This is a genomic window from Brevibacillus sp. DP1.3A (assembly GCF_013284245.2).
Taxonomy (GTDB): domain Bacteria; phylum Bacillota; class Bacilli; order Brevibacillales; family Brevibacillaceae; genus Brevibacillus.
Genome location: NZ_CP085876.1, coordinates 5,433,478 through 5,459,944, shown reverse-complemented (window position 1 = coordinate 5,459,944; position 26,467 = coordinate 5,433,478). Strand labels below are relative to the sequence as shown.

The 26,467-nt window shown below is 46.3% G+C and carries 31 protein-coding genes; 25 read left to right on the top strand and 6 right to left on the bottom strand.

The features are described from left to right. The first annotated feature begins 506 nt into the window (after nt 1-506). The 6 genes from qoxA (at nt 507) to HP399_RS24990 (ending at nt 6,068) form a co-directional block, all read left to right on the top strand. Nucleotides 507-1,493, top strand: coding sequence for a cytochrome aa3 quinol oxidase subunit II (gene qoxA, locus HP399_RS25015; RefSeq protein WP_173621307.1), 987 nt, complete (start codon nt 507-509; stop codon nt 1,491-1,493). 23 nt (nt 1,494-1,516) lie between these two features. Continuing rightward, complete coding sequence (locus HP399_RS25010) at nt 1,517-3,487, top strand: cbb3-type cytochrome c oxidase subunit I (RefSeq protein ID WP_173621308.1); 1,971 nt, start codon at nt 1,517-1,519, stop codon at nt 3,485-3,487. A gap of 2 nt (nt 3,488-3,489) precedes the next feature. Continuing rightward, nucleotides 3,490-4,098, top strand: coding sequence for a cytochrome o ubiquinol oxidase subunit III (gene cyoC, locus HP399_RS25005; protein ID WP_048031550.1), 609 nt, complete (start codon nt 3,490-3,492; stop codon nt 4,096-4,098). Nucleotide 4,099: 1 nt separating this feature from the next. Beyond that, nucleotides 4,100-4,417, top strand: coding sequence for a cytochrome o ubiquinol oxidase subunit IV (cyoD, locus tag HP399_RS25000; RefSeq protein ID WP_007722316.1), 318 nt, complete (start codon nt 4,100-4,102; stop codon nt 4,415-4,417). Between the two features lie 404 nt (nt 4,418-4,821). Further along, nucleotides 4,822-5,346 carry a GNAT family N-acetyltransferase gene (locus tag HP399_RS24995; protein WP_173621309.1) on the top strand — a complete coding sequence of 175 codons (525 nt, stop codon included), beginning with the start codon at nt 4,822-4,824 and terminating at the stop codon, nt 5,344-5,346. Nucleotides 5,347-5,498: 152 nt separating this feature from the next. Then, nucleotides 5,499-6,068 carry an FAD-dependent oxidoreductase gene (locus HP399_RS24990; RefSeq protein WP_173621310.1) on the top strand — a complete coding sequence of 190 codons (570 nt, stop codon included), beginning with the start codon at nt 5,499-5,501 and terminating at the stop codon, nt 6,066-6,068. Nucleotides 6,069-6,141: 73 nt separating this feature from the next. Here the strand turns inward: HP399_RS24990 and HP399_RS24985 are convergent, their stop codons facing one another. Together HP399_RS24985 and HP399_RS24980 are read right to left on the bottom strand one after the other, a co-directional pair. Further along, nucleotides 6,142-6,951, bottom strand: a complete 810-nt coding sequence (locus HP399_RS24985; RefSeq protein WP_255654199.1) for an IS3 family transposase — start codon at nt 6,949-6,951, stop codon at nt 6,142-6,144. After that, nucleotides 6,894-7,292 carry a helix-turn-helix domain-containing protein gene (locus tag HP399_RS24980; RefSeq protein WP_228088307.1) on the bottom strand — a complete coding sequence of 133 codons (399 nt, stop codon included), beginning with the start codon at nt 7,290-7,292 and terminating at the stop codon, nt 6,894-6,896. The genes HP399_RS24985 and HP399_RS24980 overlap by 58 nt, the downstream gene beginning before the upstream one ends. A gap of 50 nt (nt 7,293-7,342) precedes the next feature. Here HP399_RS24980 and HP399_RS24975 point away from each other — a divergent pair, with 50 nt between their 5' ends. The 13 genes from HP399_RS24975 (at nt 7,343) to HP399_RS24915 (ending at nt 17,743) form a co-directional block, all read left to right on the top strand. Further along, on the top strand, nt 7,343-7,513 hold the full coding sequence (locus HP399_RS24975; protein WP_228088349.1) for a hypothetical protein: 171 nt from the start codon (nt 7,343-7,345) through the stop codon (nt 7,511-7,513). Between the two features lie 57 nt (nt 7,514-7,570). Beyond that, a complete protein-coding gene (locus tag HP399_RS24970) occupies nt 7,571-9,340 on the top strand; it encodes a BlaR1 family beta-lactam sensor/signal transducer (RefSeq protein WP_173620151.1) in 1,770 nt (589 codons plus the stop codon). A 42-nt stretch (nt 9,341-9,382) separates the two neighbouring features. Further along, complete coding sequence (gene blaI / locus HP399_RS24965) at nt 9,383-9,781, top strand: penicillinase repressor BlaI (protein ID WP_173620150.1); 399 nt, start codon at nt 9,383-9,385, stop codon at nt 9,779-9,781. Nucleotides 9,782-10,019: 238 nt separating this feature from the next. Further along, nucleotides 10,020-10,934: a BBI family class A beta-lactamase gene (gene blaBBI / locus HP399_RS24960; protein WP_173620149.1), complete on the top strand. Its 915-nt coding sequence runs from the start codon at nt 10,020-10,022 to the stop codon at nt 10,932-10,934. Nucleotides 10,935-10,961: 27 nt separating this feature from the next. Next, on the top strand, nt 10,962-11,645 hold the full coding sequence (locus HP399_RS24955; protein ID WP_173620148.1) for an FHA domain-containing protein: 684 nt from the start codon (nt 10,962-10,964) through the stop codon (nt 11,643-11,645). 42 nt (nt 11,646-11,687) lie between these two features. Continuing rightward, a complete protein-coding gene (gene bla, locus HP399_RS24950) occupies nt 11,688-12,509 on the top strand; it encodes a subclass B1 metallo-beta-lactamase (RefSeq protein WP_173620147.1) in 822 nt (273 codons plus the stop codon). 155 nt (nt 12,510-12,664) lie between these two features. After that, nucleotides 12,665-13,324, top strand: coding sequence for a hypothetical protein (locus HP399_RS24945; protein WP_173620146.1), 660 nt, complete (start codon nt 12,665-12,667; stop codon nt 13,322-13,324). Nucleotides 13,325-13,435: 111 nt separating this feature from the next. Beyond that, on the top strand, nt 13,436-14,953 hold the full coding sequence (locus HP399_RS24940; RefSeq protein ID WP_173620145.1) for an MDR family MFS transporter: 1,518 nt from the start codon (nt 13,436-13,438) through the stop codon (nt 14,951-14,953). 12 nt (nt 14,954-14,965) lie between these two features. After that, nucleotides 14,966-15,493 carry a PadR family transcriptional regulator gene (locus HP399_RS24935; RefSeq protein ID WP_173620144.1) on the top strand — a complete coding sequence of 176 codons (528 nt, stop codon included), beginning with the start codon at nt 14,966-14,968 and terminating at the stop codon, nt 15,491-15,493. A gap of 96 nt (nt 15,494-15,589) precedes the next feature. Continuing rightward, nucleotides 15,590-15,880 carry a DUF3817 domain-containing protein gene (locus HP399_RS24930; RefSeq protein WP_007715976.1) on the top strand — a complete coding sequence of 97 codons (291 nt, stop codon included), beginning with the start codon at nt 15,590-15,592 and terminating at the stop codon, nt 15,878-15,880. Nucleotides 15,881-15,976: 96 nt separating this feature from the next. Beyond that, on the top strand, nt 15,977-16,174 hold the full coding sequence (locus tag HP399_RS24925) for a hypothetical protein (RefSeq protein ID WP_228088347.1): 198 nt from the start codon (nt 15,977-15,979) through the stop codon (nt 16,172-16,174). Nucleotides 16,175-16,210: 36 nt separating this feature from the next. Continuing rightward, nucleotides 16,211-17,149 carry an ADP-ribosylglycohydrolase family protein gene (locus HP399_RS24920; RefSeq protein WP_173620142.1) on the top strand — a complete coding sequence of 313 codons (939 nt, stop codon included), beginning with the start codon at nt 16,211-16,213 and terminating at the stop codon, nt 17,147-17,149. A gap of 75 nt (nt 17,150-17,224) precedes the next feature. After that, nucleotides 17,225-17,743, top strand: a complete 519-nt coding sequence (locus tag HP399_RS24915; RefSeq protein ID WP_007715966.1) for a DUF2179 domain-containing protein — start codon at nt 17,225-17,227, stop codon at nt 17,741-17,743. Between the two features lie 78 nt (nt 17,744-17,821). On the opposite strand, the gene HP399_RS24910 is transcribed toward HP399_RS24915, so the two are convergent. Both HP399_RS24910 and HP399_RS24905 read right to left on the bottom strand, forming a co-directional pair. Then, the gene (locus HP399_RS24910; RefSeq protein ID WP_173620141.1) at nt 17,822-18,808 is read right to left on the bottom strand and encodes a hypothetical protein; all 987 of its coding nucleotides are present in this window, start codon (nt 18,806-18,808) and stop codon (nt 17,822-17,824) included. Next, the gene (locus tag HP399_RS24905) at nt 18,798-19,376 is read right to left on the bottom strand and encodes a sigma-70 family RNA polymerase sigma factor (RefSeq protein WP_173620140.1); all 579 of its coding nucleotides are present in this window, start codon (nt 19,374-19,376) and stop codon (nt 18,798-18,800) included. Before HP399_RS24905 ends, HP399_RS24910 begins: the two co-directional genes overlap by 11 nt. 188 nt (nt 19,377-19,564) lie before the next feature. Between HP399_RS24905 and HP399_RS24900 the strand changes: the two genes are divergently transcribed. The 6 genes from HP399_RS24900 (at nt 19,565) to HP399_RS24875 (ending at nt 24,861) form a co-directional block, all read left to right on the top strand. Beyond that, on the top strand, nt 19,565-20,293 hold the full coding sequence (locus HP399_RS24900; protein ID WP_106841425.1) for an amino acid ABC transporter ATP-binding protein: 729 nt from the start codon (nt 19,565-19,567) through the stop codon (nt 20,291-20,293). A gap of 34 nt (nt 20,294-20,327) precedes the next feature. Beyond that, nucleotides 20,328-21,179, top strand: a complete 852-nt coding sequence (locus tag HP399_RS24895; protein ID WP_173620139.1) for a transporter substrate-binding domain-containing protein — start codon at nt 20,328-20,330, stop codon at nt 21,177-21,179. Nucleotides 21,180-21,275: 96 nt separating this feature from the next. Next, nucleotides 21,276-21,929, top strand: a complete 654-nt coding sequence (locus HP399_RS24890; RefSeq protein ID WP_173620138.1) for an amino acid ABC transporter permease — start codon at nt 21,276-21,278, stop codon at nt 21,927-21,929. A 15-nt stretch (nt 21,930-21,944) separates the two neighbouring features. Further along, complete coding sequence (locus tag HP399_RS24885; protein ID WP_173620137.1) at nt 21,945-22,595, top strand: amino acid ABC transporter permease; 651 nt, start codon at nt 21,945-21,947, stop codon at nt 22,593-22,595. A gap of 76 nt (nt 22,596-22,671) precedes the next feature. Then, complete coding sequence (locus tag HP399_RS24880; protein ID WP_173620136.1) at nt 22,672-23,940, top strand: sensor histidine kinase; 1,269 nt, start codon at nt 22,672-22,674, stop codon at nt 23,938-23,940. A gap of 3 nt (nt 23,941-23,943) precedes the next feature. Further along, a complete protein-coding gene (locus tag HP399_RS24875) occupies nt 23,944-24,861 on the top strand; it encodes a response regulator (RefSeq protein ID WP_106778558.1) in 918 nt (305 codons plus the stop codon). Between the two features lie 54 nt (nt 24,862-24,915). On the opposite strand, the gene HP399_RS24870 is transcribed toward HP399_RS24875, so the two are convergent. Beyond that, nucleotides 24,916-25,641 carry an ABC transporter ATP-binding protein gene (locus HP399_RS24870; RefSeq protein ID WP_173620135.1) on the bottom strand — a complete coding sequence of 242 codons (726 nt, stop codon included), beginning with the start codon at nt 25,639-25,641 and terminating at the stop codon, nt 24,916-24,918. A gap of 4 nt (nt 25,642-25,645) precedes the next feature. After that, on the bottom strand, nt 25,646-26,452 hold the full coding sequence (locus HP399_RS24865; RefSeq protein WP_007715938.1) for an ABC transporter permease: 807 nt from the start codon (nt 26,450-26,452) through the stop codon (nt 25,646-25,648). Between the last annotated feature and the right edge of the window lie 15 nt (nt 26,453-26,467).

The window sequence follows — 26,467 nt, the reverse complement described above, 5'->3', positions numbered from 1 at the left end:
TTCATTATTTTGAGAGGTTTTTTTATTTATACGGAATTTTGCCGTCAGCCAAATGCGCTGGCGTTTTTTTGATTTTTTTATTAAAAGTGAAAAGAAATCTTGACATTCAAGATTGGGCGAGATGACCAAAAATGGGTGCTGGACTTCATTAGAGGAGAATCCTAACAAGAATATGATCAACTCGTGAATGCTATGTGAACACTTTGTAACAGAAAAGCTACGAAATATTGAACGTCGTTAAAAACGAGTACAAAAGCTCGCAGACTCTGCTAGTATGTATATGCGGCAAATAGTGAAGTTCACTTGTGTTAAAAAACCTCTATTGTGAGGAACTCTCGAAAAGTGTGAATGCACGTTAAAAAAGAAGGTTTTCCAAAACCTCGTTCGAGACCTCTCTATAGTGAGTGACTGCACTATAGACATATGTGAGGCGAAGTTCATCTGAAAGGAACTGCGCTCTCAAAGTATTACATGCTCGTTGTTTGTGACTAGGAGGGATTAGGAGAATGAGCGGAGGAAAAATGCTGAGGCATATCCAGTTTTGGATCTTGGCAGTGTTGGGCACCGTTCTGCTGACAGGCTGTGGTAGCGAATACCTCGTCTTGAATCCAAAAGGACCTGTAGCAGAAACGCAGTACAATCTCATTATTATTTCCACGATATTGGTCGCTGTCATTATCGTTCCGGTTATTGCGCTTACCGCTTTCATTGTATACCGCTATCGGGATACACCGGGCAATAAAGCAAGTTATAAGCCGGAGTGGGCACACAGTACAACCCTAGAGGTAATTTGGTGGATTATTCCTATCGTTATCGTTGCATTGCTGGGTTACTTTACTGTCCGTGATATTTATTTGTTAAAAGAGAACCCGAATAAAGAAGTTGCTCCTATGACCATTCAGGTTACGGCTTTGGACTGGAAATGGATGTTTACGTATCCAGAACAAAATATCGCAACTGTTAACCATCTGGAGATTCCAGCAGGTGTACCGATTCGCTTCCAGGTATCTGCTGATGCACCGATGAACTCTTTCTGGGTTCCAGAATTGGGTGGACAAATTTATGCGATGGCGGGAATGGCTACCGAGTTGTATCTGCAAGCAGATGAACCAGGTACATTCGCTGGATTTAGCTCCAACTTCTCTGGTGAAGGCTTCGCTAAAATGCAGTTTAATGTAGTGGCAAAACCGAAAGAAGAGTTCGATAACTGGGTCAAAGAAGTAAAAGGTACGACTCCAGCTATGACGAAGGCAGATTATGAAGAACTTCGCAAGCCTGGCGTGACAGATAAGTTTACGTATTCTGCATTCCCAGAAGGTATGTTTGAAGAGATCGTTGCCAAATATGGCCATGGTCACGATATGGACTATGTGATGGAGAAACCTCCTGCGCCTGCAGGTGACAAGTCTTCTAATGAGACTTCGCAAAATACGCAGCAAAAGACTGAATCGCACAACATGCCTGGAATGAATCATTCCAGTATGAACCACTAGGCGAGAGGGAGGAGGAATACCACGTGTGGGAGAACATTAAGGATTTTGCATCCACGTTCTTTGTAACAGGTGACCCGCTGATTTACGGTGCGGACGTATCGATTGTACTATCCATGGTTGCGATCGTATTCGTTCTGACTAAGTATAAAAAATGGGGTTGGCTATGGCGTGAATGGTTGACTACAGTTGACCATAAGCGTATTGGTATTATGTATTTGATCGCATCGCTTCTGATGCTGTTCCGCGGTGGGGTTGACGCCCTGCTGATGCGTTTGCAACTGGCATTCCCGAACGTAGAGTTCCTGAACTCGGATCACTATAATGCCATCTTTACGACTCATGGTACGATCATGATTTTGTTCATGGCGATGCCGATGATGTTTGCCTTGTTCAACATGGTAGTACCGCTTCAGCTCGGCGCTCGAGATGTAGCGTATCCGTTCTTGAACGCACTCAGCTTCTGGCTGTTTATGCTCGGTGCGATGCTGTTCAACATTTCGTTCGTAATCGGGGGCTCCCCGGACGCTGGTTGGTTGTCTTACCCGCCATTGTCACAAAATGAATTCAGCCCTGGACCAGGTCAGAACTTCTATATATGGGGGATTCAGATCTCCGGTATCGGTAGTTTGGCGACAGGGATTAACTTTATCGTAACGATTCTCAAAATGCGTGCACCTGGCATGAAGCTTTCCAAAATGCCATTGTTTAGCTGGTCCGTATTGTCCAGCTGCATTATGATTATCTTCGCTTTCCCAATCTTGACTGTAACACTTGCACTGTTGTTCCTTGACCGTTTTGCAGGTGCTCACTTCTTCACGATGGACGGCGGCGGTAATCCGATGATGTACCTCAACCTCATCTGGATGTGGGGTCACCCTGAGGTATATATCGTAGTAGTACCAGCTTTCGGTATCTTCTCTGAAATCGTGGCTACGTTCTCACGCAAAAAGATTTTCGGCTACAAATCAATGGTTTGGGCGATGATGATCATTGCCGTTGTATCGTTCTTTACATGGGCTCACCACTTCTTCACAATGGGTACGAGCGCAAGTGTTATCGCCTTCTTTGCGATATCAACGATGATTGTTGGTATCCCGACCGGGGTTAAGGTCTTTAACTGGCTGTTTACAATGTACCGTGGTCGGATATCCTTTAAACAACCAATGCTGTGGACCATTGCCTTTATCCCGTGCTTCGTAATTGGTGGAGCGACAGGGGTAATGCTGGCAGTAGCTCCGGCGGACTATCAATATCACAACAGTTACTTCTTGGTTGCCCACTTCCACCAAGTATTGATCGGTGGGGTAGTGTTCGGTTACCTGGCTGGTATTTACTACTGGTGGCCAAAACTGTTCGGTTTCAAGCTCGACGAGAAACTGGGCAAATGGGGCTTCTGGTTCTGGAATATTGGTTTCTACGTGTGCTTTATGCCGCAATACGCGCTCGGTTTCATGGGTATGACTCGCCGTTACTATACGTACGGTTGGGATCGCGGTTGGGCAGACATGAACTTGGTATCCACTGTTGGGGCATTCATGATGGGTATCGGTTTCATCTTCCAAGTATGGCAAATCGCTTACAGCATCAAAAATGGTGAGCGCGACACGACAGGCGATCCATGGAATGGTCGTACGCTGGAGTGGTCGATTCCGTCACCTGCACCGTTCTACAACTTTGCTGTTGTACCACAAGTGAAAGAAATGGATGACTGGTGGGCAACAAAAGAAGCAAAAGCAAATGGCACCTATAAAGAAGAACCGGCGAAACTGGAGCCGATTCATATGCCGAAGAACTCTGGAATTCCGTTTATCATGGCGAACTTCTGGTTCTTGGTAGGTTTTGGTTTCACATTTGGTTGGGTTTGGATGGCCGTCATTGGATTCATTGGAGTATTCGCATGCATGTGGGCACGCTCCTTCCAATACGACACGGATTATTACGTACCGGTGGAGGAAGTGCGTCGCACTGAGGCTTCACTGGGGAGGGTGGTGTAACGATGGCGCAGCATCATGACCATGGTCACGGCCACGACCACGACCATCATGAAGAGCATGAACAATTAAAGGTTCTTGGTTTTTGGATTTTCGTTGTAACAGACTGCGTGCTGTTCGGTACATTGTTTGCAACATATGCGGTAATGATGAATAGCTTTGCTGGTGGACCAACTGGACAGGAATTGTTCCAGCTGCCAGGTGTTATTGCTTCAACCTTTATCTTGTTGACAAGTAGCTTTACCAGCGGGCTCGCTGTTTTGGCGATGAACAAAGGCAATGTCAAGCAGCTGATTGCTTGGCTGGCTGTAACTGGTCTTTTGGGACTGTCTTTCGTAGTGTTGGAAGTCACTGAGTTTATGCACTTGATCAGCGAAGGTGCAACTATGGGTACTAGCGGCTACTGGTCCGCTTTCTACACACTGGTTGGTACGCACGGATTGCACGTAACGCTTGGTTTGTTCTGGATGACTGCGTTGATCTTCCAGCTGAAGCGTCGTGGAATCACCGCGGTTACTCGCCGCAAAATTACCAACCTGAGCTTGTACTGGCACTTCCTTGACGTTGTGTGGATCTTCCTCTTCACAGTCGTTTACTTGATGGGGGTGATGTAAGGTGGCACAACATCAAAACCATGGCGGACATCATAGTCACGGATCGATGAAAGAGTACGTGATCGGTTTTATCCTGTCGATCGTGCTCACCATTATCCCACTCGTGCTGGTCATGAACCCGATTTTGAGTAAAACGGCGACCATGATCACGATCTTGGTAATGGCGCTCTTGCAGTTCGTAGTTCAGTTGGTCTTCTTCATGCACATCCGCGAAGGAGAAAAACCACGCTACAACGTACAGACATTGATTCTTGGACTTGTGTTTGTATTTACAATCATTGCAGGTTCCCTCTGGATCATGTTGTTTAACAAATATTAATCAGTTAAGAGCGTGGCACAGGCGATTCGTTGCTTGTGCCGCGTTTTTTTTGTTTTTGAAGTGGCGGTAGTGGGAGGAAGAAGCGCATTTCCAGTCTGCGCTTCGGCCTACGCCCCGCAAGGGGTGGGGACTGTCCGCTTCGGAAAAAATGGCGGGAGCGCTTCAAACGTTGAAGTTTCGAAGAGGTAGTTCATAAGTGAAGCTGAAATTCCCCGCCATTTTTTCCTACGCTGAGTTGGGCTCCAGAGGCGCTTGGACTGGAAATGCGCTTCTTCTTACGCGGCTTTTCGTCAACTAATAGAAGTGATTCAAGAAGGTGAAAAATTGTTTGGCTAGTAACTCTCTCTTCTTGTAGCTATAATAGAAAGAATTTTACGCAAAAATATGCAAAGGGAGTGGAGTCGATGGCTGGGCGACTGTATTTAACAAAGCCTTGTGCAGAACTTCAAGCAGAGTATATTTCCTTTTACGAAGAGTGGAAAGAAAGTGGAGAGCCTATCGTACCGTGGGTGGTGGATCGGGAGCCTTATGATTTTCCTGCGTATCTGGAATTTCTGAAGAGTGAGAGTAGCGAGGAAAATCTTTCGGAGGGATATGTTCCTCATTCGACGTATTGGCTCATAAATGAAGAGCAGCGCATAGTGGGGGCGGTGAATATTAGGCATCGTCTCAACGAGCGTTTACGAAAATACAGCGGGCACATCGGATATGGAATCCGCCCTTCCGAGAGACGCAAAGGATATGCGACGGAAATTTTAGCGCAAGCTCTAAACATCACGAGTGAGCTGGGGATAAACGAAGTATTGGTGATTTGTGATTATGATAATGTTGCATCGGAAAAAACGATAGTAAAGAACGGTGGCGTGTTTGAAGCGGAATGTACGGACGAGGATGGGATTGTGATCCGCCGTTACTGGATTACACGATAATGATGGAAAAGAATATCATGCATTCGGGAAGTCCACCTTTTCTATCATAGAGAAGGTGGACTTTTTTCATGAAAGTGTTTTTAGGACTTTTCTTTTTCGATACATAGTATATAATTATGTTATGAAAGTTATTTTGGAAGGGAGAGATTTCTTTGTTTGATATCGTAATTATTGGAGCAGGCCCGGCAGGAGGAAGTGCAGCGTTGTTTGCTGCAAAAGCAGGTAAGAAGACGTTGCTGATTGATAGTGATAAAAGCATGACCAAGCGCGCGTGGATGGAAAATCACTACGGCATCATGGAAATCTCAGGTCCAGACCTCATTGAGATCGGTAAAAAGCAAGCAGCGAAATTCGGTGCGGAGCTGGTAGCCGACCAAGTAAGCAGCATTACCAAAACAGAGCAAGGCTTGCTCGTAGAGACAGCGGAAAAAGGCAGCTTCGAGGCTAAGCATGTGATTCTGGCAACTGGAGCGCTCGTGACTTTGGCAGAAGCGATTGGGGTAAAAACCAAAGAAGGTACAGAGCCACGGATCAAAACTGTTGTCGATGTCGATGCACAAGGGAAAACGAACATCGAAGGAATTTGGGCAGCAGGTACGTGCGCGGGAGTGAGCGTACATACGATCATTACATCTGGTGATGGCGCCAAGGTTGCAATCAATGTTATCAGCGAACTGAATGGCGAGCGTTACGTCGATCACGATGTTTTGAAAACAAACTAAATCAGGTTAGAAACACCTTCTTACCATTTTGGTCAAGGCCCCGTTTAGTGGACAGTAAGAAAAACCCGGGCCGTTAGGCCACTAGCTGGCGTCTGAATTCAACAGGCGTCAGCTTTTTTAATTTTCTCTGCGGGCGATTTTTGTTGTAGAAGTCAATGTACTTCTCGATTCGCCTTTGTGCCTCATCGATACTTCGGATATCATAAGGATAGAGCCCTTCCGTTTTAAGATGCGAGAAGAAGCTCTCCATCGAGGCATTGTCATAACAGTTGCCTCTTCTAGACATGCTGATTTGGGCGCCAACCTTTGGCAGCATGTCGTGGTAAGCGTAGGACGTGTATTGGAATCCTTGATCGCTGTGAACGATCAGTCCAGTCACGTCTTTCGTCTTTTCAAAAGCTTTCTCAAAGGTCCGTAGGACCAATTGATTGTCGTTGCGAACATCCATGTGATAGGCCACGATTTCGTTATTAAACAAATCTTTAATAGCAGACAGGTAGAGCCAAGTATCCGAGACACGATACTGTGTGACGTCCGTTACCCACTTTTGATTGGGCACATCTGCTTTGAAATTACGCTGTAGAATATTTTGGGCAACTCGCCCCCCAACCGATGAAGCAAGGTGATAACGATACTTGCGACGTATTCGAGAACGGAGCCCCATTTCTTGCATGAGACGTAGTACCTTCTTATGATTGACCCACACCCCATGATCTTGCAGGAGAAATAGTTGGATTTGTCTATACCCATATTTACCGTGGTACTTCTTATACACAGCCTGGACTAAATCTTTCATAGACTTGTCCCGATCTATTCCTTGGCGTTTTAAGTATGCGTAGTATCCACTTCTTGAGACGCCAAACAGCTTACAGAGCTCACTGATGGTGTATTCTCCTGCTGCTTTCTTGATTGCGGCATACTTATGGACTGCACCTCCCGCATCCAGATTTCCAAGCACTTTTTTAGCATCTTATTCTCCCGCTTTAACTTTTCGATATATCTGTTTGCATCTATGTATTCTTCGCGACGGCCACGTTGATCTAGAAGACCAAACTCTCCGAGTTTCCTATACTTCCGCATCCAGACCTTTAGTCGGTCCTCATCATGAATTTTCAATTCTTCCATGATCACCCGTTTGGAAACACCCTTTAATCTCATCTGAATTGCTTGCAACTTAAGTTCTTCACTATAATGCTTAAACTTCTGCCCTTTCTTTGCTGGCATAAAAATACACCCCCTAAAGTTTTCATCGGTAAACCGCAGGGGTTTTTCCAATGTCTACTTTAAGGGGTGCACTTCATTTTGAAGAAGGTGTTTTCTTTTTTCTTCCAATCAACGATAGCTTGTATCGTGATCTCGTTTTTGACATAATGAAGCTAATTGTGCTCAGAGAAGAGAAGAATCCTGTCAGGTTGAAGAGCGTTCCTGTTGCTCTGGAGAATTGATGCGGATTCTATTTTTATCTAGATGGCCCTATGTAAGAAGGGAGGGAGACAGGTAGCATGTTCGTCAATTATATGGTGATTAGCTTGATCGTTTCTTCCTGCACGATCGCGCTAATTTTCTTGATTCGAAAAGTATTTCGCACCCAGCTGTCGGCTAGATGGCAGTACAATTTGTGGTTTCTCTTGCTGGTCGCTTTGACGCCAGTATTTATTCCGAATTACTTTTTTGATTTTGGAAATCTATTTGTCTCAGACATGAATCAGCGTAATGCAGCCGGCAGCTCGACGCTCGCTGCGCAAGCTCCTGTGTTTGAAAATGTGAATTGGGTACAGGATTTAACGTTGTCGGTAAATAGCCATACAACTGACTCCTTTCCTACGATTCTCGTCAGCATATGGGTAGTCGGCATGATCGTTTGTGCTTCGATCACGTTATCAGCCTGGTTAAAAATCCGGCAGATCAAGCGGACAGCATCTGTGATCACTAATCAAGAAATCATCGATTTGTTTGAACAATGCAAGAAGGATGTAAAAATAAATCGGAACATCGTGTTAGCAGAATCCAAGCAGGTCAAATCTCCGATGACGTTTGGCGTTTTTACGACGTATGTTATTCTTCCCAGTCATTTTGATGAATGGCTGTCGATCAATGAAATGAAGTATATCTTTTTGCATGAGCTCATGCACAAAAAAAACAATGATATCGTCATGAACTACGTGACCGTCGTGTATCAGCTTTTGTACTGGTTCCATCCATTAGTTTGGCTGGCATTTCGGGAAATGAGAGTGGACCGTGAAATTGCTTGTGATGTAGCTGTGTTGAACTTTTTAGACAAGCGAAATTATGTGGAATATGGTCATACCATCATTAAGTTTTTGGATAAAGAAAGTCGAACTGGAAATGTTGTTTTGGCCAATCAGTTAAACGGTTGCAAGAAGGCAGTGAAAAAACGAATCGAGAAAATCGCATCCCACAAGGCCGAATCAAAGCTGTTGCAGTTAAAAAGTACGTTCATTTTTTCCATGATGGGCGTCTTGGTTGCCAGTCAGGTTCTTGTTGGTTCCGCTTTAGCTGACGATCGCAGTCGCTATCATTTTCAAGATGATCGAACCATTTACGAGGATTTAGACAACTATTTCCGTGGTTATGAAGGTAGTTTTGTCTTATATGATTGGAAAGCCGACCAGTATCGGATTTACAACAAGGCAGGAAGTACACAACGAATTTCACCGAACTCCACCTACAAGATTTTTCTCACCTTGTTTGGATTGGAGACCGATGTGATTTCGAGGGAAGGCTCCCTGTTAAAATGGGATGGAATCCGTTATCCGTATGAGCAGTGGAACCACGATCAAGATCTATTTACCGCGATGCGATACTCCACGAACTGGTACTTTAAAGAGTTGGATAAGAGCATCTCTCCGGATACATTGCAAGCTTTTCTGGAACAATTGAACTACGGAAATTACAATACATCTGGTGGAATCGGCGAATATTGGATAGAATCTTCCTTGAAGATTTCTCCGGTGGAGCAGGTACAATTATTAAAAGCGTTCTATACGAACCAGTTTGGTTTTCAAGAAAACAATATCCAGACGGTGAAAGATTCCATCCGCTTATCGGAAAAGGCGGGTTCGATTCTTTCCGGGAAAACAGGTACAGGCGCCGTCAATCAAAAAGACGTGAACGGTTGGTTCGTTGGATATGTAGAGAACAAGGAGGGCACCTACTTCTTTGCTACAAATATACAAAGCGAAGATGACGCGAATGGACCTGCAGCAGCAGAAATAACCTTGTCTATTTTGAAAGCGAAAGGTCTTTACTAGCCTTTGTTCTTTCAGTCATGATTATCGAAAGGGGGAGACTTCATGTCTACATCTATGCCAAGTATTTCAGAAGCGGAATGGCGAGTGATGAATGTGCTATGGGAAAGGTCACCGCTGACGGCCAACGAAATTATTTCCTCCTTGGAAGGTCAAACGGATTGGAACCCAAAAACAGTACGTACTCTTTTGAATCGTTTGGTTCAAAAAAATGCCGTTGGAGTCAATCAAAACCAAAGAGTCTATACGTTTTATCCGTTGTACTCGCAAAATGAATGCCAGCACGCTGAGGCACAGTCCTTTCTGGAGCGGATTTACAGCGGAGCGCTAAAATCGATGTTGGTTCAGTTCATTCAGAAGGAATCCTTATCGGACGAGGAGATTCAGGAGTTGCGTTCCATATTGGATGCGAAACAAACATCGACTGATGCTCCTAAAAAATGAGGCACGCCCTTTCAAGCTGACTTGGAGAAACCATTTACGGTTATCCAGTTTTCTTGAGAGGGCGTCTTTTTTATTTTAACAAAGAAGGAATGTAGCTCTTTTCCTTGCAAGAAAAAGGAGATTGACACTAGTGGATTACGCGTGTAATATTATCGTGAAATCAATTGACTACAAATGTAATACGATATTACAAGAATAATCTACAGTTGTTATCTTCCTAGAAAGAGGTATGTCATCCATGAAAGCTCACCAATCTAAACGGATCGGATTCACAGTGAAAACGATTTTTCTCACGCTTCTCACGCTCACTGGTTGCTCTTCTCCAGAAGCACCTGTCGTAAAAACGGAAACGACAGCATCTGCAATGGATCTAAAGTTCGCTGCGCTGGAAAAGAAGTTTGATGCGAAGCTCGGCGTATATGCGATCGATACCGAAACAGATTTGGCAGTTGCTTATCGCGAAGATGAACGATTCGCTTTTGCCTCTACGTACAAGGCTTTAGCCGCAGGTGCAGTTTTGCATCAGAAACCGTTGGAAGAGCTAGACAAAGTCATCACCTACACCAAGGATGATCTCGTTACTTATTCACCCATCACAGAAAAACACGTAGCGACCGGGATGACTCTTCGCGAGGTTGCAGACGCCGCGGTTCGCTATAGTGACAACACGGCGGGAAATCTGTTGTTCAAAGAATTGGGTGGACCTAAAGGCTTTGAATCAGCTTTGAGACAGATTGGTGATAGTGTTACGACATCCGAGCGCTATGAGACGGAATTGAATGAGGCTAAACCAGAAGATATTCGCGATACAAGCACACCGAAAGCACTTGCAACGAGCCTAAGAGCCTATACGGTAGGGGATGCGCTGTCGGCGGAGAAGCAGACGATTCTTATCGAGTGGCTGCAAGGCAACACGACGGGAGACAAGCTGATTCGGGCGGGCGTCCCCAAAGACTGGAAGGTCGGAGATAAGACGGGAGCAGCAAGCTACGGAACGCGAAACGATATAGGTATCATATGGCCACCGAATAAAAAGCCCATTGTCATTGCAGTGCTGTCGAGCAGAGATAAGCAGGACGCCACTTATGATGATGCGCTCATTGCTGAAGCTACCAAGGTTGCTGTTGACGCACTGACGGCTGTAAAACCGTAATAGATCAACAAGTGAGGTGATCACCAGATGATAGACAACGGTGCATACTTACTCGTAAAAAAAGGGGACCTCAACCAATTTGCCACGCGCAAATATCTCACCAAGGATCGCTGTACAATTGGGCGGAAGGGGACAAGCTTTCAACTGGACATTACATTTAATAGTCCGTACATTTCGAGAATGCATGCAGCCTTCCAAAGGATCGGGAACGATTACAAGATTATCGATCTGGAAAGCAAGCATGGCACAGAGGTAAACGGGACGCCCCTTCATTATTCGTCTCACATTCTTCGTCACGGCGATCAAATAAGCTTGTCAAAAGGGATAGCAGAGCTCGTCTTTTTACGAGAGGTCAATAGACTGGATGATACGGTGGAGCTCCCTCTCACGCAGCCAAAGAGCGATTCGCTTTTGCCAGGTTTAGAGTTTCATCTGGAGAGAAGAGAAGTTCGTCTCGACGGGACTAGACTGCATTTGACCGGAAAAGATATGGATTTGCTGAAGCTTCTCTACCAAAAGGCGAACCAGGCTGTTAGTTTTGAAGAAATTATGCTGACAGTCTGGCCAGAGCGAATGCTGCATGAGGGTAATGTCCCGGATGTCGGACGAGTGGAAGTCAATGCGCTCGTCTATCGATTAAGGAAAAAGCTTCGGCGCTTCGGGCAGCAAATCACGACGATTCCGCGATATGGATATCGCTTAGATGTTTAAAACAGGGAAAAGCAAAATCCATGTTAGAAAGGTGAGATTCGTTTGAAGAATCATAAGGGTTGGATAGGGAAAGCAGTATGTAGTTTGTTCCTGACAGTCGCCGTTACTCTAACATCTTTTTCTAATCAAACGACGATTGCCCAAGTTACAACATCAACTCCCACTCAGATTACCAATCCAGGGAAAAGCATTGTGTTAACAAAATTAAATGACAAAGTATGGTTACATACATCCTATAATGAATGGAATGGCACAACCTATGACCACAATGGCTTAATCGTTTCTACGTCCAAAGGAGTCGTCCTGATTGATACAGCATGGGGGGACACTCAAAAAACGGAAGAGCTATTACAGATGATTAAGAAGCATTGGAAGAAAGACGTTGTTCTGGCTCTGATTACGCATGCACATGATGACAGCATTTCAGGTATCCGGGCGTTACTCCATCAAAAAATAGATGTACGCAGTACACGTTTGACGGCAAAATTAGCGAAAGAATATGGATATCCTTCGCCCAATCCGACACTCGATGAAAAGCCCGTAATAAAGGTAGGCGACACCATCTTAGAAGCCTATTATCCTGGGGAAGGGCATTCGAGTGATAACATTACCGTTTGGCTTCCCCAATCCAAAATATTATTCGGTGGATGCTTCGTCAAATCATTAGATGCTAAGGACCTCGGAAATCTTTCAGATGCCAATGTAGAACAATGGGATGACTCCGTTCAGAAGGTAATCGAAAAATATCCACAGGTCGAAACGGTTGTACCTGGACATGGGAACACGGGAGGCAAAAACTTGCTTGATCACACCATTGAGCTAATCAAACAACATTCTCAGAAGCAAGAAGCTGCCTTGAAATGAATCTCCTTCAAAACAAACTCCTTCTCAAGATCAACATGAGAAGGAGTTTGTTTATGTAAGGTGTTTTCTTTTTTCTTCCAATCGTCTAAACTTTTGATATAGGCCAGAAGTCATTGCTCTATTACCATAATCATTCAGTCATAGGAGTCCTTATTATGAAAAAAATCGTAGGTATTTCCTTGATGGTCGCTTTACTAGGCTTCAACGCCTATTTGTGGCCGACACTGATTCACGCAGTAAAAACAGATGGACGAACGGATACAAAAACAGCATCTGTCTCGCAAAAAGCAGGTACTGCAATGCCTGCTATGGATTTGGCCAATCAAGGTCCGCGCAACGCAAATGTTTCCGCCTATCCGGTTGAAAAGCCTGTGGCTGTGTCAGCTCCTGCACCTGTACCAGCGTCAGCGCAGAAACAAAGCGAAGTGAAGCCAAAAACAAAAGCAGTAGCAGCTGCTAAAACGAGCACACCGAAGAAGAAAACACAAAAGACGAAAACCGCGACAAAAGCAGTCAAGAAACAGACGGCACGTCCTCCGGCAAATAAGGTGCCAACGTATCCGGCCTGGGATGATAACGGCCTCTATGTCGTAGACGATGGAGGACCAGGAAGTAGTTGGGTGAGGCTGTCGGATGGTTCTTTGCTGCGTAAGAGCGACGGGACACGGACATTTAACATGCCCTATGATAAGAATCCATTCACTGGAGAGATTAAGCCGACAGTGGAGCCGATGTCAGAAGCGGCGTATAAAATGTGGAAGGGCAATCAAGCCCAGCAGCCATCGCCATTCAGCCCGTCACCGTTCGGGCGATAATAGATTGCGAAAAATTGCTCCGCGAAAAGGAGCAGTTTTTTTCGATATGTAGTCAAATTTGAATATAATAATGTATAGTACTTTGATTTGACCACTCAGGAGGGTGAAGCAATGATTGCAAGAGAAAGTAAAGTGAATAGGGTAGTAGCGGGGCTGCTGCTTGGTCTCCTGATGGCTTCCATGGACAATACCATTGTTGCGACGGCGATGGCTACGATTGTCGGTGAGATGGGCGGCATGGATAAGTTTGTTTGGGTGACATCAGCGTACATGGTCGCTACGATGGCAGGGATGCCGATCTTCGGTAAACTCTCCGATATGTATGGGCGAAAACGTTTTTACATATTTGGTCTCATCGTATTTTTGTTAGGGTCCATTTTATGCGGGACGGCAAACAGCATCGTTGAGTTGAGTATTTATCGGGCGATTCAAGGGATTGGCGGCGGAGCGCTGATGCCGATTGCCTTCACGATTATTTTTGACGTATTCCCGCCGGAGAAGCGTGGAAAGATGACGGGACTTTTCGGAGCTGTATTCGGTACGTCCAGCGTATTTGGACCTTTGCTGGGTGCGTATATTACCGAATATGTCAGCTGGCATTGGATCTTTTACATCAATGTACCGATTGGTGCTATGTCCCTTTGGTTGATCTCGATGTATTACAAGGAGTCTCTGGAATTCCGCAAGCAGAGCATTGACTGGTGGGGAGCGATTACGCTGGTGGGTGCTGTAGTGAGTCTGATGTTTGCACTGGAGCTGGGCGGCAATCAATACGCGTGGGATTCGATGCAGATTATTGGATTGTTCTCTTCCTTTTTCTTGTTGTTTGTAATTTTTCTATTTGTCGAGAAGCGGGCATCTGATCCGATTATTTCGTTCTCCATGTTCAAGAAGCGGTTATTTGCCGCGACAAATGCGATTGCACTGTTGTATGGAGCTGCTTTCATTATCGCTACGGTGTACCTGCCGATTTTTATCCAAGGGGTATATGGCGGATCAGCGACGAATGCCGGATTGCTGTTGACACCGATGATGCTCGGTTCGGTTGCTGGTAGCCAGCTAGGCGGATTCTTGACGACGAAGACCAGCTTCCGCAATATTATGCTTCTGTCCGCAGTCTTTTTCATTCCAGGTATTTTCCTTTTGAGTACACTGACACCTGATATTCCTCGTTCGATCGTTACGCTTTATATGGTGATTGCAGGGTTTGGTGTGGGCTTCTCTTTCTCCACATTGGGAATTTCAGCGATTCATGGCTTTGATATGCGTCAAAGAGGATCGGCAAGTTCGACGAACTCTTTTTCCCGTTCATTGGGGATGACATTGGGAATCACCGTATTTGGTATCTTGCAACGTAATTCGTTTGAAAACGGCATGTTCTCAGCCTTCGGGGGTCAAGGGATGACGAATGCCATTACAGACCCGCGAGCGATTTTGACACCAGAAGCGCGCGAATCCATTCCGGCTCCTGTTTTGGATCAAATGATCGATATTCTCGCTTCTTCGATTGCGAATACGTTTATGTGGGCGCTCATTCCTGCAGTTCTTGCTCTCGTGTGCATTTTACTGATGGGAAATGATCGGGCGCTGGGGAAATCGCCTTCCGCACCGAAACCGGAACGCGGGTAGAGGAGAATCGTCATGAGTCTAAAATTGCTTGTTCTGGGATTGCTGATGGAAGGGGAGAAGCATCCCTACGAGGTTCAGCAGCAGGTGAAGGCCAGGGGAATGGATTGCTACATGAAATACGCCAAAGGTTCCCTCTACTATGCCTTCGACCAACTGGAAAAGAGCGGGATGATTGAGGTCAAAGAAGTCATTCGCGAGACTAGCCGCCCAGAGAAGACGATGTATGGGATCACGGTAAAAGGCGAAGAGCAATTCCAACAGCTTCTCTTGGAAGAACTGCAAAAACCAATGCAGCTGACCAATCCGATCTACGCGGCTCTTACTTTTGCTTCGTACGGTAATCCACAGAAAATGGATGAGGCGCTTGAAGGTAACATCCAGGAGGTAAGACGGTTAGCTGGATTATTGGAATCGATCCAGGAGGAAAAAAGAGAGAGGCTTAGCTGGGGCGCACGAACGATTCTGATCGGTGCCATTGAGCATTTGCACGCAGAGATGCGCTGGATGGAACGCATCCGAGAAGAAGCTTGGGGCCGTTGATTTTGAATATATTATGAACATTGGACTATTTTCATCATTATGATAGTTTTTCGTTTATAATAGTGGTAATTTCAATGGCAAGGATGGTACCCGCACATGATGAATTCTGCCCTCGGACGCTTTCGTCTCATCGGCCTGATCGAAGGTATCTCGTATTTAGTACTTCTCGGGATTGCTATGCCGCTTAAGTATTTTTGGGATTATCCAGCCGCAGTAAAAATTGCCGGCTCGCTTCATGGATTGTTTTTTGTCCTGTATATTTTGGCGTTGGCACATGTTACAATGACCAATAAGTGGTCCTTCTTGAAAGTGATCGGGGCATTTATTGCTTCATTACTGCCATTCGGCAACTTTGTTCTGGATGCACGCCTGAAAAAAGAGCAGTAAGTATACACATTACAAATTACGTAAGGCACTAGAAGGCGGGTCATTGTACCCGTCTTTCGTACATATTCAAAAGAGAAAAAAATGGAGGGGATCTGTGTGGAGACCAGAATTTTAGCAGGAATTCTTTTGTGGGACGAAAAGGAACAGTACTTTCTTGAAACCGTGATGGAGGACCGTTACAAGCTGGTTTTGCCGCAGATTATCACGCTTGCGAGCACAGAAGAAAAGGTAGCGACGGATGAATTGAACGAGCAATATGTCGGTCAAAATGTGATTGCCAGATGCTTTGTTTGATGTGAACTGATAATTCCGAAAAAGGTGTGGATAGGTGTGGAACTGCGTGACCGCTATGCTGGAAGTTTGCTAGGGTTGGCTGTTGGAGATGCACTCGGCACTACTATAGAATTTCGCAAACCGGGTACCTTCGAACCACTTACAGAAATGGTCGGGGGAGGGCCTTTCGATTTAAAGCCAGGAGAATGGACGGATGATACGTCGATGGCGCTGTGCCTGGCTGAGAGCTTGATTACGAAAAATGGCTTCGATCCGGTTGATCAGATGAACCGATACGTAGCCTGGTTTCGAAATGGGTATATGAGCTGCAAAGATCATTGCTTCGATATTGGGAATATCACCAAAGAAGCGCTGTGGCGTTTTGAGCAGACGAATAATCCATTCAGCGGATCGGATCATCCGATGTCAGCAGGGAATGGCTCCATTATGAGACTAGCACCTGTCGCGCTCTATTATGCCAATCAACCGGCGCTCGCTATTGAATATTGTGCGCAAAGTTCTCGCACCACTCACGCGACGGCAAAGGCAGTAGACGGCTGTCGTTTTTTGGGGGCATTGCTCCTGGGGGCTCTACAGGGTATTTCCAAAGAGGAATTGCTTGCTGATTCGTTCTCTCCTGTAGCCGATCTATGGGAAAAGCAACCGCTTGATCCTGATATCGCCCGTGTCGCGAATGGCTCCTACAAAGAGAAAACTAGAAAAGAGATCAAAGGATCGGGGTATGTCGTCGATTCGCTTGAAGCGGCGCTTTGGGCTTTTTATTCCAGTAGTTCTTTTGAAGAAGGCCTGTTCCTAGCGGTAAACTTCGGTGATGATGCGGATACGACGGGAGCTGTCTATGGTCAATTGGCAGGTGCTTATTATGGAGTAGAGGGCTTGCCTCAACGGATGCTTGCGCTGTTGGCCAAGCGAGAATTGATGGAGGAGTTCGCACGGAAATTGTATCAAAACAACCAAACTTTACCGCTTTTATAAAAATACCTTCAATTATATGATTATCACGATTACAAAATCATCATGGTACCCGGTCTGGGTGGGGGTAGGAGAGCAATGGGTTTGGCGTTTGTTTTGATCATCATCGGGATCAACATTTTGTACGTTTCGTTTTTTACGCTGCGACTACTGATGGTGATCAAGGGCTATCGGGTGTTGGCATCCCTATTGGCGATGGTGGAAGTATTCGTGTATTTGAAAGGGTTGGAGATTGTTCTGGACAACCTAGACAATCCGATCAATCTCGCAGCCTACTGTATCGGTTGGGGAATGGGTGTATTCATCGGCAGCAAGATCGAGGAGTATTTGGCCTTGGGCTATGTCACGCTGCAAGTTGTTGTGGATTCCGTTGACTTGGAGGTTCCTGTGAAGCTGCGTGAACACGGCTTTGGCGTTACTTCCTGGGTAGCAGAGGGACGCGACGGACATCGTCTCATGATGCAAGTGTTGACGAAGCGCAGCAACGAGAAAAAACTGTGGAACCTCATTCATGAGATTGCGCCAAAAGCATTCGTGATCTCTTTTGAGCCGAAACATTTGAAGGGCGGCTTCTGGGTGAACCGCCTGCGGGGATAATCTCTTGTGACGAAAACAAAAAAGCAGCCAGTCCTCTTTTGCGGAAGCAAAGCAAGAGAGGGCTGGCTTTTCGCATTGTTACTGCTGGCTTGCTTTTGCTGCCTGGAGCAGCATTTCTTTGGAAACTGTTGGCGAATCGGTAGCTACCCGATACATAATCGGTTGCTCTCCATCTTGATTCAACCAAGACAGCTCTTGATACTGACCGGATTCACTAAACAAGAACTGGTCGTTTTTCGTGTAATGCGCTTTTTTTCCGCTGACAGTTACTGCATCGTATTTCGTTGTTTCTGGCGTGCTCAATTGTACATCTAGCTGTTCTTTCGGAAATTTCTCTACTGTGACAAAGATACGTTCTTTTTGCTCGTTCTCATACAGGCTCGTATAGGCTTCGATAGGAGAAGTCGCTTGTGGAACGACTTTCCATACGACATTTTTACCTGTTTCCTTGCTTTCTTTTTGAAGCTCATGCAGCCACTGCTGTCCTTCTTGACCCATCATGACACCGTAGGGGGTACCTTGTTTGCCCTCAAGGAATGAAAAGCTGTCAGGGAGCTCGTGTGGCAAGGCATGTGAGAGAGAAGCTTCTGCACTGAGGACGGCAGTCCATGCCTTCCAATCTTTCACGACATCCGGCTTTTCTATGCCGATCATGGGATTTTGTTGAAAGAGAGGGTGTTTCTCTTTTTCCAGCGCTGCGAAATAGACGAGGGCGGTCTCGCCTGTTGTCAGTTTGTTCGTTACGTTTGCCAATTCCAAACGTATTTCTTCAGGCGTGATTTGCGTCAATGTAAAATCCGTAAGCGCTTGAACTTCCATACGGACAGAGCCTTCATCAATTTTGTACAACAAGGTGTGTGTCGCATAACCAAAACCAGTGAGCAGGGCGAACGCTGCTACAACATGTACCAGCTTTGGGCGAAAGCGCATCCCTTTGTACAAACGCCATTTGCCAGCCAACTCATTTTTGGCTACTCGTTCGATTTTGCTGTCCAGTGAAGGGTCAATCTGGAGCTTCCCTGCTGCCTGTGCATACTCTCTTCTCAACTTTTGCTCAATGAACATGAAAAGATACCTCCTCACGATTAATTCGATTCTCAAAATGCTCTCTCAACTTTTTCATCGCCAAGTGATGTCTCGATTTCACCGTTCCGAGCGGGATTTGGAGAATACCTGCAATTTCCTCCAAGGAACAGTTTTGATAGTAACGCAGTACGACGATTTCCTTGAGCTTGAAGGATAATTTCTCTACGGCGGGAATGACCTCCAGCTCATCACTGATCGCCCCCAGCTTATCCTCCATCCCTGCAACAGGTGCTTCGTAGCCTTTTTCCTTTACCCGCTCCAGCAGGCGGAATCTTCGCCAAATGCTTCGATTCCAGTTGCGAACCTGCCGCACAATCAATCCGTTGAACCATGGGATAAAGGGCTGCTCCACATCGTACCTGTCGATGCTTCGAATCAACTCCACGTACACTTCACTCATCATGTCGTCTACATCCTGTTTGTGCGGCGCCAGAAAATAGATCAGGTTGTAGGCGTACGTGCGAGTTGCTCGATAGACTTCTTGAAAAGCTTCTTCCTCTCCTTGGCGCATCCGGATGAGCCAAGGCTTTACATTTTCCTCTTTCATAGGCCGGCCTCCATTCAGGTCTTACATGATATATTGGCTCCCATTTGCTTGGTAGGTTCACTTCGTTTTTTTATTGTGTTTTATTAGAAAATTTTAAACAAAAAAACTTTTCTTTGTCTTTTTCAGTAGTTTTGAGTAGTTCGACATTAGTATACAAAATAAGACATAGAGCAAGGGGGGATTTAAGGTTGATTAGTTTTCATCAAGTAAATAAACATTACGGAAGCTTTCACGTCCTCAAGAACATCAACCTGCACATCAACCAGGGAGAAGTCGTCGTGGTCATTGGCCCGTCAGGATCGGGTAAAAGCACGATGGTTCGCTGCATCAACAGATTGGAAACGGTTACAAACGGAGAACTCGTGGTAGACGGGGTGAAAGTAAACGATAAAAACACCGATATCAACAAGCTGCGTCGGGACATCGGCATGGTGTTCCAGCACTTCAATCTATACCCGCACAAGACCGTATTGCAAAACATTACGCTGGCACCAACTAAGGTATTGGGCGTATCGCAGAAGGAAGCCGAAGAAACAGCTCTCTACTATTTGGAAAAGGTAGGGATTCCGGAAAAGGCAGAAATGTTCCCAACGCAACTATCTGGCGGTCAACAGCAACGCGTAGCGATCGCACGCGGACTGGCCATGCGACCAAAAATCATGTTGTTTGACGAACCGACCTCTGCACTTGACCCCGAGACGATCGGCGAAGTGCTCGACGTCATGAAGAAGCTGGCGAAGGAAGGTATGACGATGGTGGTCGTGACGCACGAAATGGGCTTTGCCCGCGAAGTGGCAGATCGCATCGTGTTTATGGATCAGGGAACGATTCTTGAAGATTCTACTCCAGAGGAGTTTTTCGCAAGTCCGCGTGAAGAGCGTGCGCGTTTGTTCTTGAGTCGGATTTTGAATCACTAAAAAAAATAAAACGATAGAGAAAAGGGGTATTCAGATGAAAGCAAACAAGCTTTGGAAAAAGGTAGCAGGGATGGGTCTGGTTCTGATGCTGAGCGCAACTGCGTTGGCAGGCTGTGGTGGGGGTAGTACAACAGAAGGCGGCGCAAAAGGTACACCAGCTGCAGCAGGTACAGGCACATTGGCAAAAATCAAAGAAAGAGACAAATTCGTAGTCGGAGTTAAGTACGACCTGAACCTGTTCGGCTTGAAAGACCCGGCAACCGGAAATGTAGATGGCTTCGATATCGATATTGCGAAGGCAATTGCGAAGAAAGTGCTCGGGGACGAAAACAAAATCGAGCTGAAGGAAGTAACCTCCAAAACGCGTATCCCGATGCTGAAAAACGGTGAAATTGACGCGATCATCGCAACGATGACTATTACAGAAGACCGCAAAAAAGAAGTAGACTTCTCTGACGTATACTTCCTGGCAGGTCAATCTTTCTTGGTGAAAAAGGACACCTCAATCAACGGTCTGAAAGACATGCAAAAAGGCATGAAGATCGTGACCGCAAAAGGTTCTACTTCTGCGAAAAACATCAGAGCGAGTGCTCCTGATGTAGAAGTACTTGAATTCGAAAACTACGCGGAAGCCTTCACAGCACTCAAAGCTGGTCAAGGTGACGCGCTGACAACTGATAACGCTCTTTTGTACGGCATGGCGAAGCAAGATCCGAACTACCGTGTAACAGAAGAGACCTTCACTGAAGAGCCATACGGTATTGCAATCAGCAAGGGTGACGCTGAATTCGTGAAAACCGTGAACGATGTGCTGAAAGAAATGAAAGAAAACGGTGAATACGACAAGATTTATGAAAAATGGATCGGAACAAAACCTAAAAAATAATGCGGTTCGACTCCATAAAGAATGAGCGGTTTACTCTGCCGCTCATTCCCTTATATTCCTAACAGAATTTTGCACACAAGGAGGATCGCATAAGAGATGATCGATTTTTCTATCTTGTTTGATCACATGGATATGTATCTCAAAGGCTTTTGGAACACCTTGCAGGCGAGCCTGCTTGCTCTCGTCGGGAGCTTTGCACTGGGGACGCTCTTTGCGATCTTTCGGATTTCTCCGATTCGACCACTCAAGTGGATCGCTACGGTTTACGTAGAGTTTGTGCGTAATATCCCGCTAATTCTCGTCGTTTTCCTCTTTTTTGTGGGCTTACCGGCAATTGGTATCGTGCTGGAGCCTTTCATTGCAGGTACGCTTGGCTTGACGGTGTATACGGCAGCATTTATCGCGGAGACGATCCGCGCAGGTATTCTGGCGATTCCAAAAGGACAGACAGAAGCCGCTCGTTCTTCGGGATTGACGTACGGACAAACGATGCGCTATATCATCTTGCCGCAAGCGATCAAGGTCGTGATCCCGCCGATGGGCAACCAGTTTATCAATCTCGTAAAAAACTCCTCTGTATTAGGTGTGATTGCAGGTCTTGACCTGATGTACTTTGGAGACCTGATCTCCGCTGATACGTTTGTTACCTTTGATGTGTACATTTTTGTAGCTGTTTTCTATCTGATTCTGACCCTTCCGTTGAGCGCGTTCGTCAGTTATTTGGAGCGACGCTTGGCTGGAAGCCGCTAAGGAGGAGGGGACATCATGGACTTTATCGGAGCCTATACGCCCAGTCATTTGACCTTCCTGCTCGAAGGCTTTTGGGTCACCTTGCAGGTCGCTTTCTTGTCAATTGTCTTCAGCTTTACTATTGCGATACTCGTAGGGGTTTTGCGTTACGCAAAAATTCCCGGAGTCTCACAAGTTCTCGGGACAATCGTAGAGCTGATTCGCAATTTGCCGCTCTTGTTGATTATTTTCTTTACGTATTTTGCTCTCCCGGAAGTGGGAATCAAGCTGGACAAGTTTTGGGCCGCTGTTCTGGCATTAGTTATTTTCGAAGCAGCGATGTTGTCGGAAATCGTGCGAAGCGGTTTAAATTCGGTCGAAAAAGGACAAATTGAAGCTGCACGTTCTTCTGGTTTGAATTATGTCCAGACACTGTGGAATGTTGTCCTGCCACAGGCTCTCAGAAGAATGGTTCCGCCGATTGTGAGCCAATTCATTTCGCTCTTGAAGGATACGTCGCTGGCCGTCGTAATCGCATTGCCAGAGTTGATGAACCATGCGCAAATCATCAACGGACGCAATGTCAACTACGTCATCCCGACCTTCCTGATGGTGGCAGTGATGTACTTTGTCGTCAACTACGCGTTGTCAGTCGTCTCCAAGCGACTGGAAAACAAGCACGCTTAAGCGTTCTATCTTTGCAGATCTCCGATTCTTAGTAAAATAAGAATAGGAGATCTTTTTCCGTGCGAAAGGAGCAGCTATGCGAGAACGCCTTTTGATCCTGTTTATTATCATGCTGGCAACTGCTTTTTTTGGAGAGATGAAGGTAAACCCCGTAGGAGGGTCGTTTCGTTTTTCCTTGGGCATCGCTGCTTTCTTTTTCGGGTTGTTGTGGTTTTCGTCCGTACCTGTATTGTTGACGGGATTTTTTACAGGGACGTTTATCTTCGGATTTCGCGTCGGAATGGATGTCTTTTTTGCGTACCGTCCGTACATGGAGAGTGTGGCTGCGCATCTTCCCTCAGCCTTTTTCTATTTCAGCTTTACCGTCCTGTTTTATTTGCTCCGTGCGCGTAGCTATCGGGAATTTCCTTTATGGTTGGGGCTCATAGGTGCATCTATTGATTTCGTCTCCAATGTGGTAGAGATCCAAGTACGACAGTATTTCACTGATTTTCCGCCGATCACCTGGCAAAGCTTTTTGATGCTTCTCTTTTTTGGGGTCCTGCGCAGCTTTTTTGCTGTCGGCTTGTACAACAGCTTTTCAATCAGGCAGTTACGGGCAGTGGGAGAGGTGCGTCAACAGGAGTTGGAGCGTCTGCGGATGATCAATACGGAGCTGTATGAAGAAGCCTTTTACTTGCGCAAATCGATGACGCATCTGGAGGAAATCACGCGAGAGAGCTATCAGCTTTACAGGCGTCTGCTCACCTCGGGTCATGCGGAATCCCCGACGGCCTTGTCGATTGCCGAGAATGTACATGAGGTGAAAAAAGATTCGCAGCGGATGCTGGCGGGTATTTCCAAGCTGATTAATCAGGAGGGACTAGCACCACAGCTGCCGATCAAAGAGCTGTGTGAGTTGGTTGCACGCGCGAATCAGAAATACGCAGAGATGTTGGGAAAAGATATACGAATAGAGTGGAGCTGTAATATCAACCTATCGACCAGCCAAATCTATGCGCTGCTCTCCGTGCTAAACAACCTGGTAGCCAATGCGGTAGAGGCGATTCCCACGTCGGGACGGATTGAGCTGAATGTGAAGCTGATTCATCGTCATCTGGTGTTCAGTGTACTTGATAGTGGTCCGGGAATCCCGCTAGAAGAGCAGGAATGGGTGTTTCAGCCCGGGTATACGACCAAATACGATGAACAGGGAAATGCATCTACCGGAATTGGATTGACGCATGCCCGCGGAATTGTCCAAAGCCTGCAAGGAAGCTTGCGTATTTTACCTGATCAGAAGCAAATGACGCACTTAGAAGTACAAATTCCGACCGACCAATTGCTCGGAAAGGAGGGAGTGTAAGCAATGATACGTTTCTTTTTAATTGAAGACGATGCTGTAGTGCGCCGCATGCTCGAAAGGATTATTCAAGACAGCGGGTTGGGTGAAATTGTAGGGCAAGCCAGCGACGGCAGTCACGTATCGATTGATCAACTGTATGGGGTCGATGTTATTTTGATCGACTTGTTAATGCCGGGGCTCGATGGCATCCAAACGATCAAAAAGTTGCAGGCAGATGGCTTTGCGGGTCGTTTCATCATGGTGTCACAGGTGGAAAACAAGGAAATGATCGGGGAGGCTTATTTGCAGGGGATTGATACCTTTATTCAAAAACCGATCAATCGCCTGGAAGTCATGGCTGTGCTGAAGCGGGTATCGGATTACTTGTCGCTGGAAGCATCTTTGCAAACCATCCGCAAATCATTGCAAATCTTGGATGTCAAAGCAAAAGAACCGCATACCAGCGGCTTGAAAAGTCAGTCGTCCGATCAGGATATTCTGGCACAAAAAGCGAGAAAACTGCTTTTGCAGCTAGGGATCGCAAGTGAAGCCGGGGCTCCCGATTTGCTATTGATCATGGAATGGCTCGTACAGGATGAGCGACAAGGAGACAAGCTACACGAATTGCAGCTCAAGGAACTGTATACACAAATTCTACTGAAGGTGCATGCCAGCCTGGATGAGCATGGAATTACTAAAGAGGTGCGTGCCATGGAACAACGGATACGCCGGATGGTCCTGCAAGCCTTTACGCATCTTTCCTCCTTGGGGTTGACCGACTATGCCAACCCGACCTTTGAACACTTTGCACCACGACTGTTTGACTTTCAAGAAATTCGCCAACGGATGCAAGAGCTGGAGGCGGGCGAAAAAACGACGAAGTGCCGGATTAGCGTGAAAAAGTTTTTATCTGTCTTTTATATGGAAGCAAAGGCGCTATAAATAGCAAAAACGCGGGAGCCGATCAAAACGATCTAATCTCCCGCGTTTTCTTATTCATGCCTTTGCCTGATGAACAAGCTCGGAAAAGGCACCGTACAAACCAATTGCCCCATACTGCTGCTGGTACTCCTGTATCGACCCATCACGCACGATTTTCCCGTTCATCAAGAAAATCGCTCGATCCGCCACCGCATCTGCCACCTGCAACTGGTGTGTCGTAAAGAGAACGGATTGACCCGAGAGCTTTACTTCCCGCACGAGATCGACAAAGGCATCCATCCAATATGGATCGAGTCCATTGGTCGGTTCATCGAGGACGACGAGTGCAGGCTTGGCCAATATCGCTTGGGCAAACAAGAGGCGCTGCTGCATGCCTTTGGAGAACTGAGATACCCGTTTGTTTCTCACTTCATGCAGTCCCACCATTTTCAGCAGTCGATCCGCCTCTTCTGCGGTGCGATTGCGCAGGGAAGCGTAAAATTCGAGCGTTTCTTTCGCAGTAAGTCCGGCAGAAAACGTAAAGTGATCCGGCATATAACCGATTTCTTGAAGATACTCTACGCGATTATCGTTCCAGTTTAACCCGTTTAGCTGAATGGTTCCCGAAGAAGGCGGGAGAATACCGACCAGCATCCGCAGGATCGTACTTTTTCCTGCACCGTTACCGCCGCATAACGCGACGACCTGACCGGGTGCAATGTCCATACTGAATGGGTGGACGATTGTTTTCCCGTTGATTTCCTTGGTGACCTGATCGATGGTGAGTCCTAACATATTCATCGCATTACCTTCTTTCCCATACCCGGATGGCTATGAACAGGGTCGCACTGATCCAGAGCAGACTGAGTGCGACGAAGATGAGATCACCAAGCGGGGAGTCGGCCCAGTACACCCATTTGTAGTATTCAGGTCCAAAGATCGAGCCACCGCCTAATCTGGCAACGGAAAAGATTCGTACAAACTCCGCTGGGTTGAGAAATGTTGCAAGCTGAAGCAGAGGCTTGATCCATGTATAAGGGACGAAGCTGAGCACAGAGATGAGCAAAGTAGGCCATGCCAGAATATAGAAGAACCAGACGCTGACTCCCATTGTCAAAGCCTGCCAACGGTTTTTACTGATGGCGCCAATCAGCATGGCTAGACCTAAAAATAACAGAATGAGACAAATGGAAAAGGCAAGCAAAAACAAGAGCGTCGAAAATGCAAAGCTTTTTCCTAACAGCATGCCAGCCACACCAGACAACCCATACCCGAAGGCGACAATCGCAACTAATACGAGTGCTTGTCCCAAGTATTTCCCCAACAAGAAGGAGGAGGTTGTCATGGCATAGGTAGAGAGGAGCTGCCAGCTTCCCTCTTCTTTTTCCGCCGTCAAGGAAAAAGAGGAGAGAAGCATCGTCATCAGTGGGAGCAAATACAAAATCAGATTCAGCATGGTACCTGTCGTATACGTATAACCCTTCATGTAGGACTGCGATTGGATGATCAAGAGTCCCAAACTAAACAGGGAGAACAGAGCCATAAACGAGTAGGACCATGGATTCCGAAAGCCTACCTTCACTTCTCGTTTGGCAATCAGATTGATGTGCAAAGACTCCACTCCCTC

Excerpts from the sequence above, each read along its gene's own strand:
- HP399_RS24930 (WP_007715976.1), top strand. The coding sequence starts at position 15,590 with ATGATGAATTCTGCCCTCGGACGCTTTCGTCTCATCGGCCTGATCGAA.
- HP399_RS24980 (WP_228088307.1), bottom strand. The coding sequence starts at position 7,292 with ATGCCAGCAAAGAAAGGGCAGAAGTTTAAGCATTATAGTGAAGAACTT.
- HP399_RS24955 (WP_173620148.1), top strand. The coding sequence starts at position 10,962 with ATGATAGACAACGGTGCATACTTACTCGTAAAAAAAGGGGACCTCAAC.
- HP399_RS24995 (WP_173621309.1), top strand. The coding sequence starts at position 4,822 with ATGGCTGGGCGACTGTATTTAACAAAGCCTTGTGCAGAACTTCAAGCA.
- HP399_RS24945 (WP_173620146.1), top strand. The coding sequence starts at position 12,665 with ATGAAAAAAATCGTAGGTATTTCCTTGATGGTCGCTTTACTAGGCTTC.
- HP399_RS24970 (WP_173620151.1), top strand. The coding sequence starts at position 7,571 with ATGTTCGTCAATTATATGGTGATTAGCTTGATCGTTTCTTCCTGCACG.
- HP399_RS24935 (WP_173620144.1), top strand. The coding sequence starts at position 14,966 with ATGAGTCTAAAATTGCTTGTTCTGGGATTGCTGATGGAAGGGGAGAAG.
- HP399_RS24895 (WP_173620139.1), top strand. The coding sequence starts at position 20,328 with ATGAAAGCAAACAAGCTTTGGAAAAAGGTAGCAGGGATGGGTCTGGTT.
- HP399_RS24890 (WP_173620138.1), top strand. The coding sequence starts at position 21,276 with ATGATCGATTTTTCTATCTTGTTTGATCACATGGATATGTATCTCAAA.
- HP399_RS24880 (WP_173620136.1), top strand. The coding sequence starts at position 22,672 with ATGCGAGAACGCCTTTTGATCCTGTTTATTATCATGCTGGCAACTGCT.
- HP399_RS24875 (WP_106778558.1), top strand. The coding sequence starts at position 23,944 with ATGATACGTTTCTTTTTAATTGAAGACGATGCTGTAGTGCGCCGCATG.
- HP399_RS24905 (WP_173620140.1), bottom strand. The coding sequence starts at position 19,376 with ATGAAAGAGGAAAATGTAAAGCCTTGGCTCATCCGGATGCGCCAAGGA.
- blaBBI (WP_173620149.1), top strand. The coding sequence starts at position 10,020 with ATGAAAGCTCACCAATCTAAACGGATCGGATTCACAGTGAAAACGATT.
- cyoC (WP_048031550.1), top strand. The coding sequence starts at position 3,490 with ATGGCGCAGCATCATGACCATGGTCACGGCCACGACCACGACCATCAT.
- qoxA (WP_173621307.1), top strand. The coding sequence starts at position 507 with ATGAGCGGAGGAAAAATGCTGAGGCATATCCAGTTTTGGATCTTGGCA.
- HP399_RS24910 (WP_173620141.1), bottom strand. The coding sequence starts at position 18,808 with ATGTTCATTGAGCAAAAGTTGAGAAGAGAGTATGCACAGGCAGCAGGG.
- HP399_RS24885 (WP_173620137.1), top strand. The coding sequence starts at position 21,945 with ATGGACTTTATCGGAGCCTATACGCCCAGTCATTTGACCTTCCTGCTC.
- HP399_RS24915 (WP_007715966.1), top strand. The coding sequence starts at position 17,225 with ATGGGTTTGGCGTTTGTTTTGATCATCATCGGGATCAACATTTTGTAC.
- blaI (WP_173620150.1), top strand. The coding sequence starts at position 9,383 with ATGTCTACATCTATGCCAAGTATTTCAGAAGCGGAATGGCGAGTGATG.
- HP399_RS24940 (WP_173620145.1), top strand. The coding sequence starts at position 13,436 with ATGATTGCAAGAGAAAGTAAAGTGAATAGGGTAGTAGCGGGGCTGCTG.
- HP399_RS24870 (WP_173620135.1), bottom strand. The coding sequence starts at position 25,641 with ATGAATATGTTAGGACTCACCATCGATCAGGTCACCAAGGAAATCAAC.
- HP399_RS24975 (WP_228088349.1), top strand. The coding sequence starts at position 7,343 with ATGTCTACTTTAAGGGGTGCACTTCATTTTGAAGAAGGTGTTTTCTTT.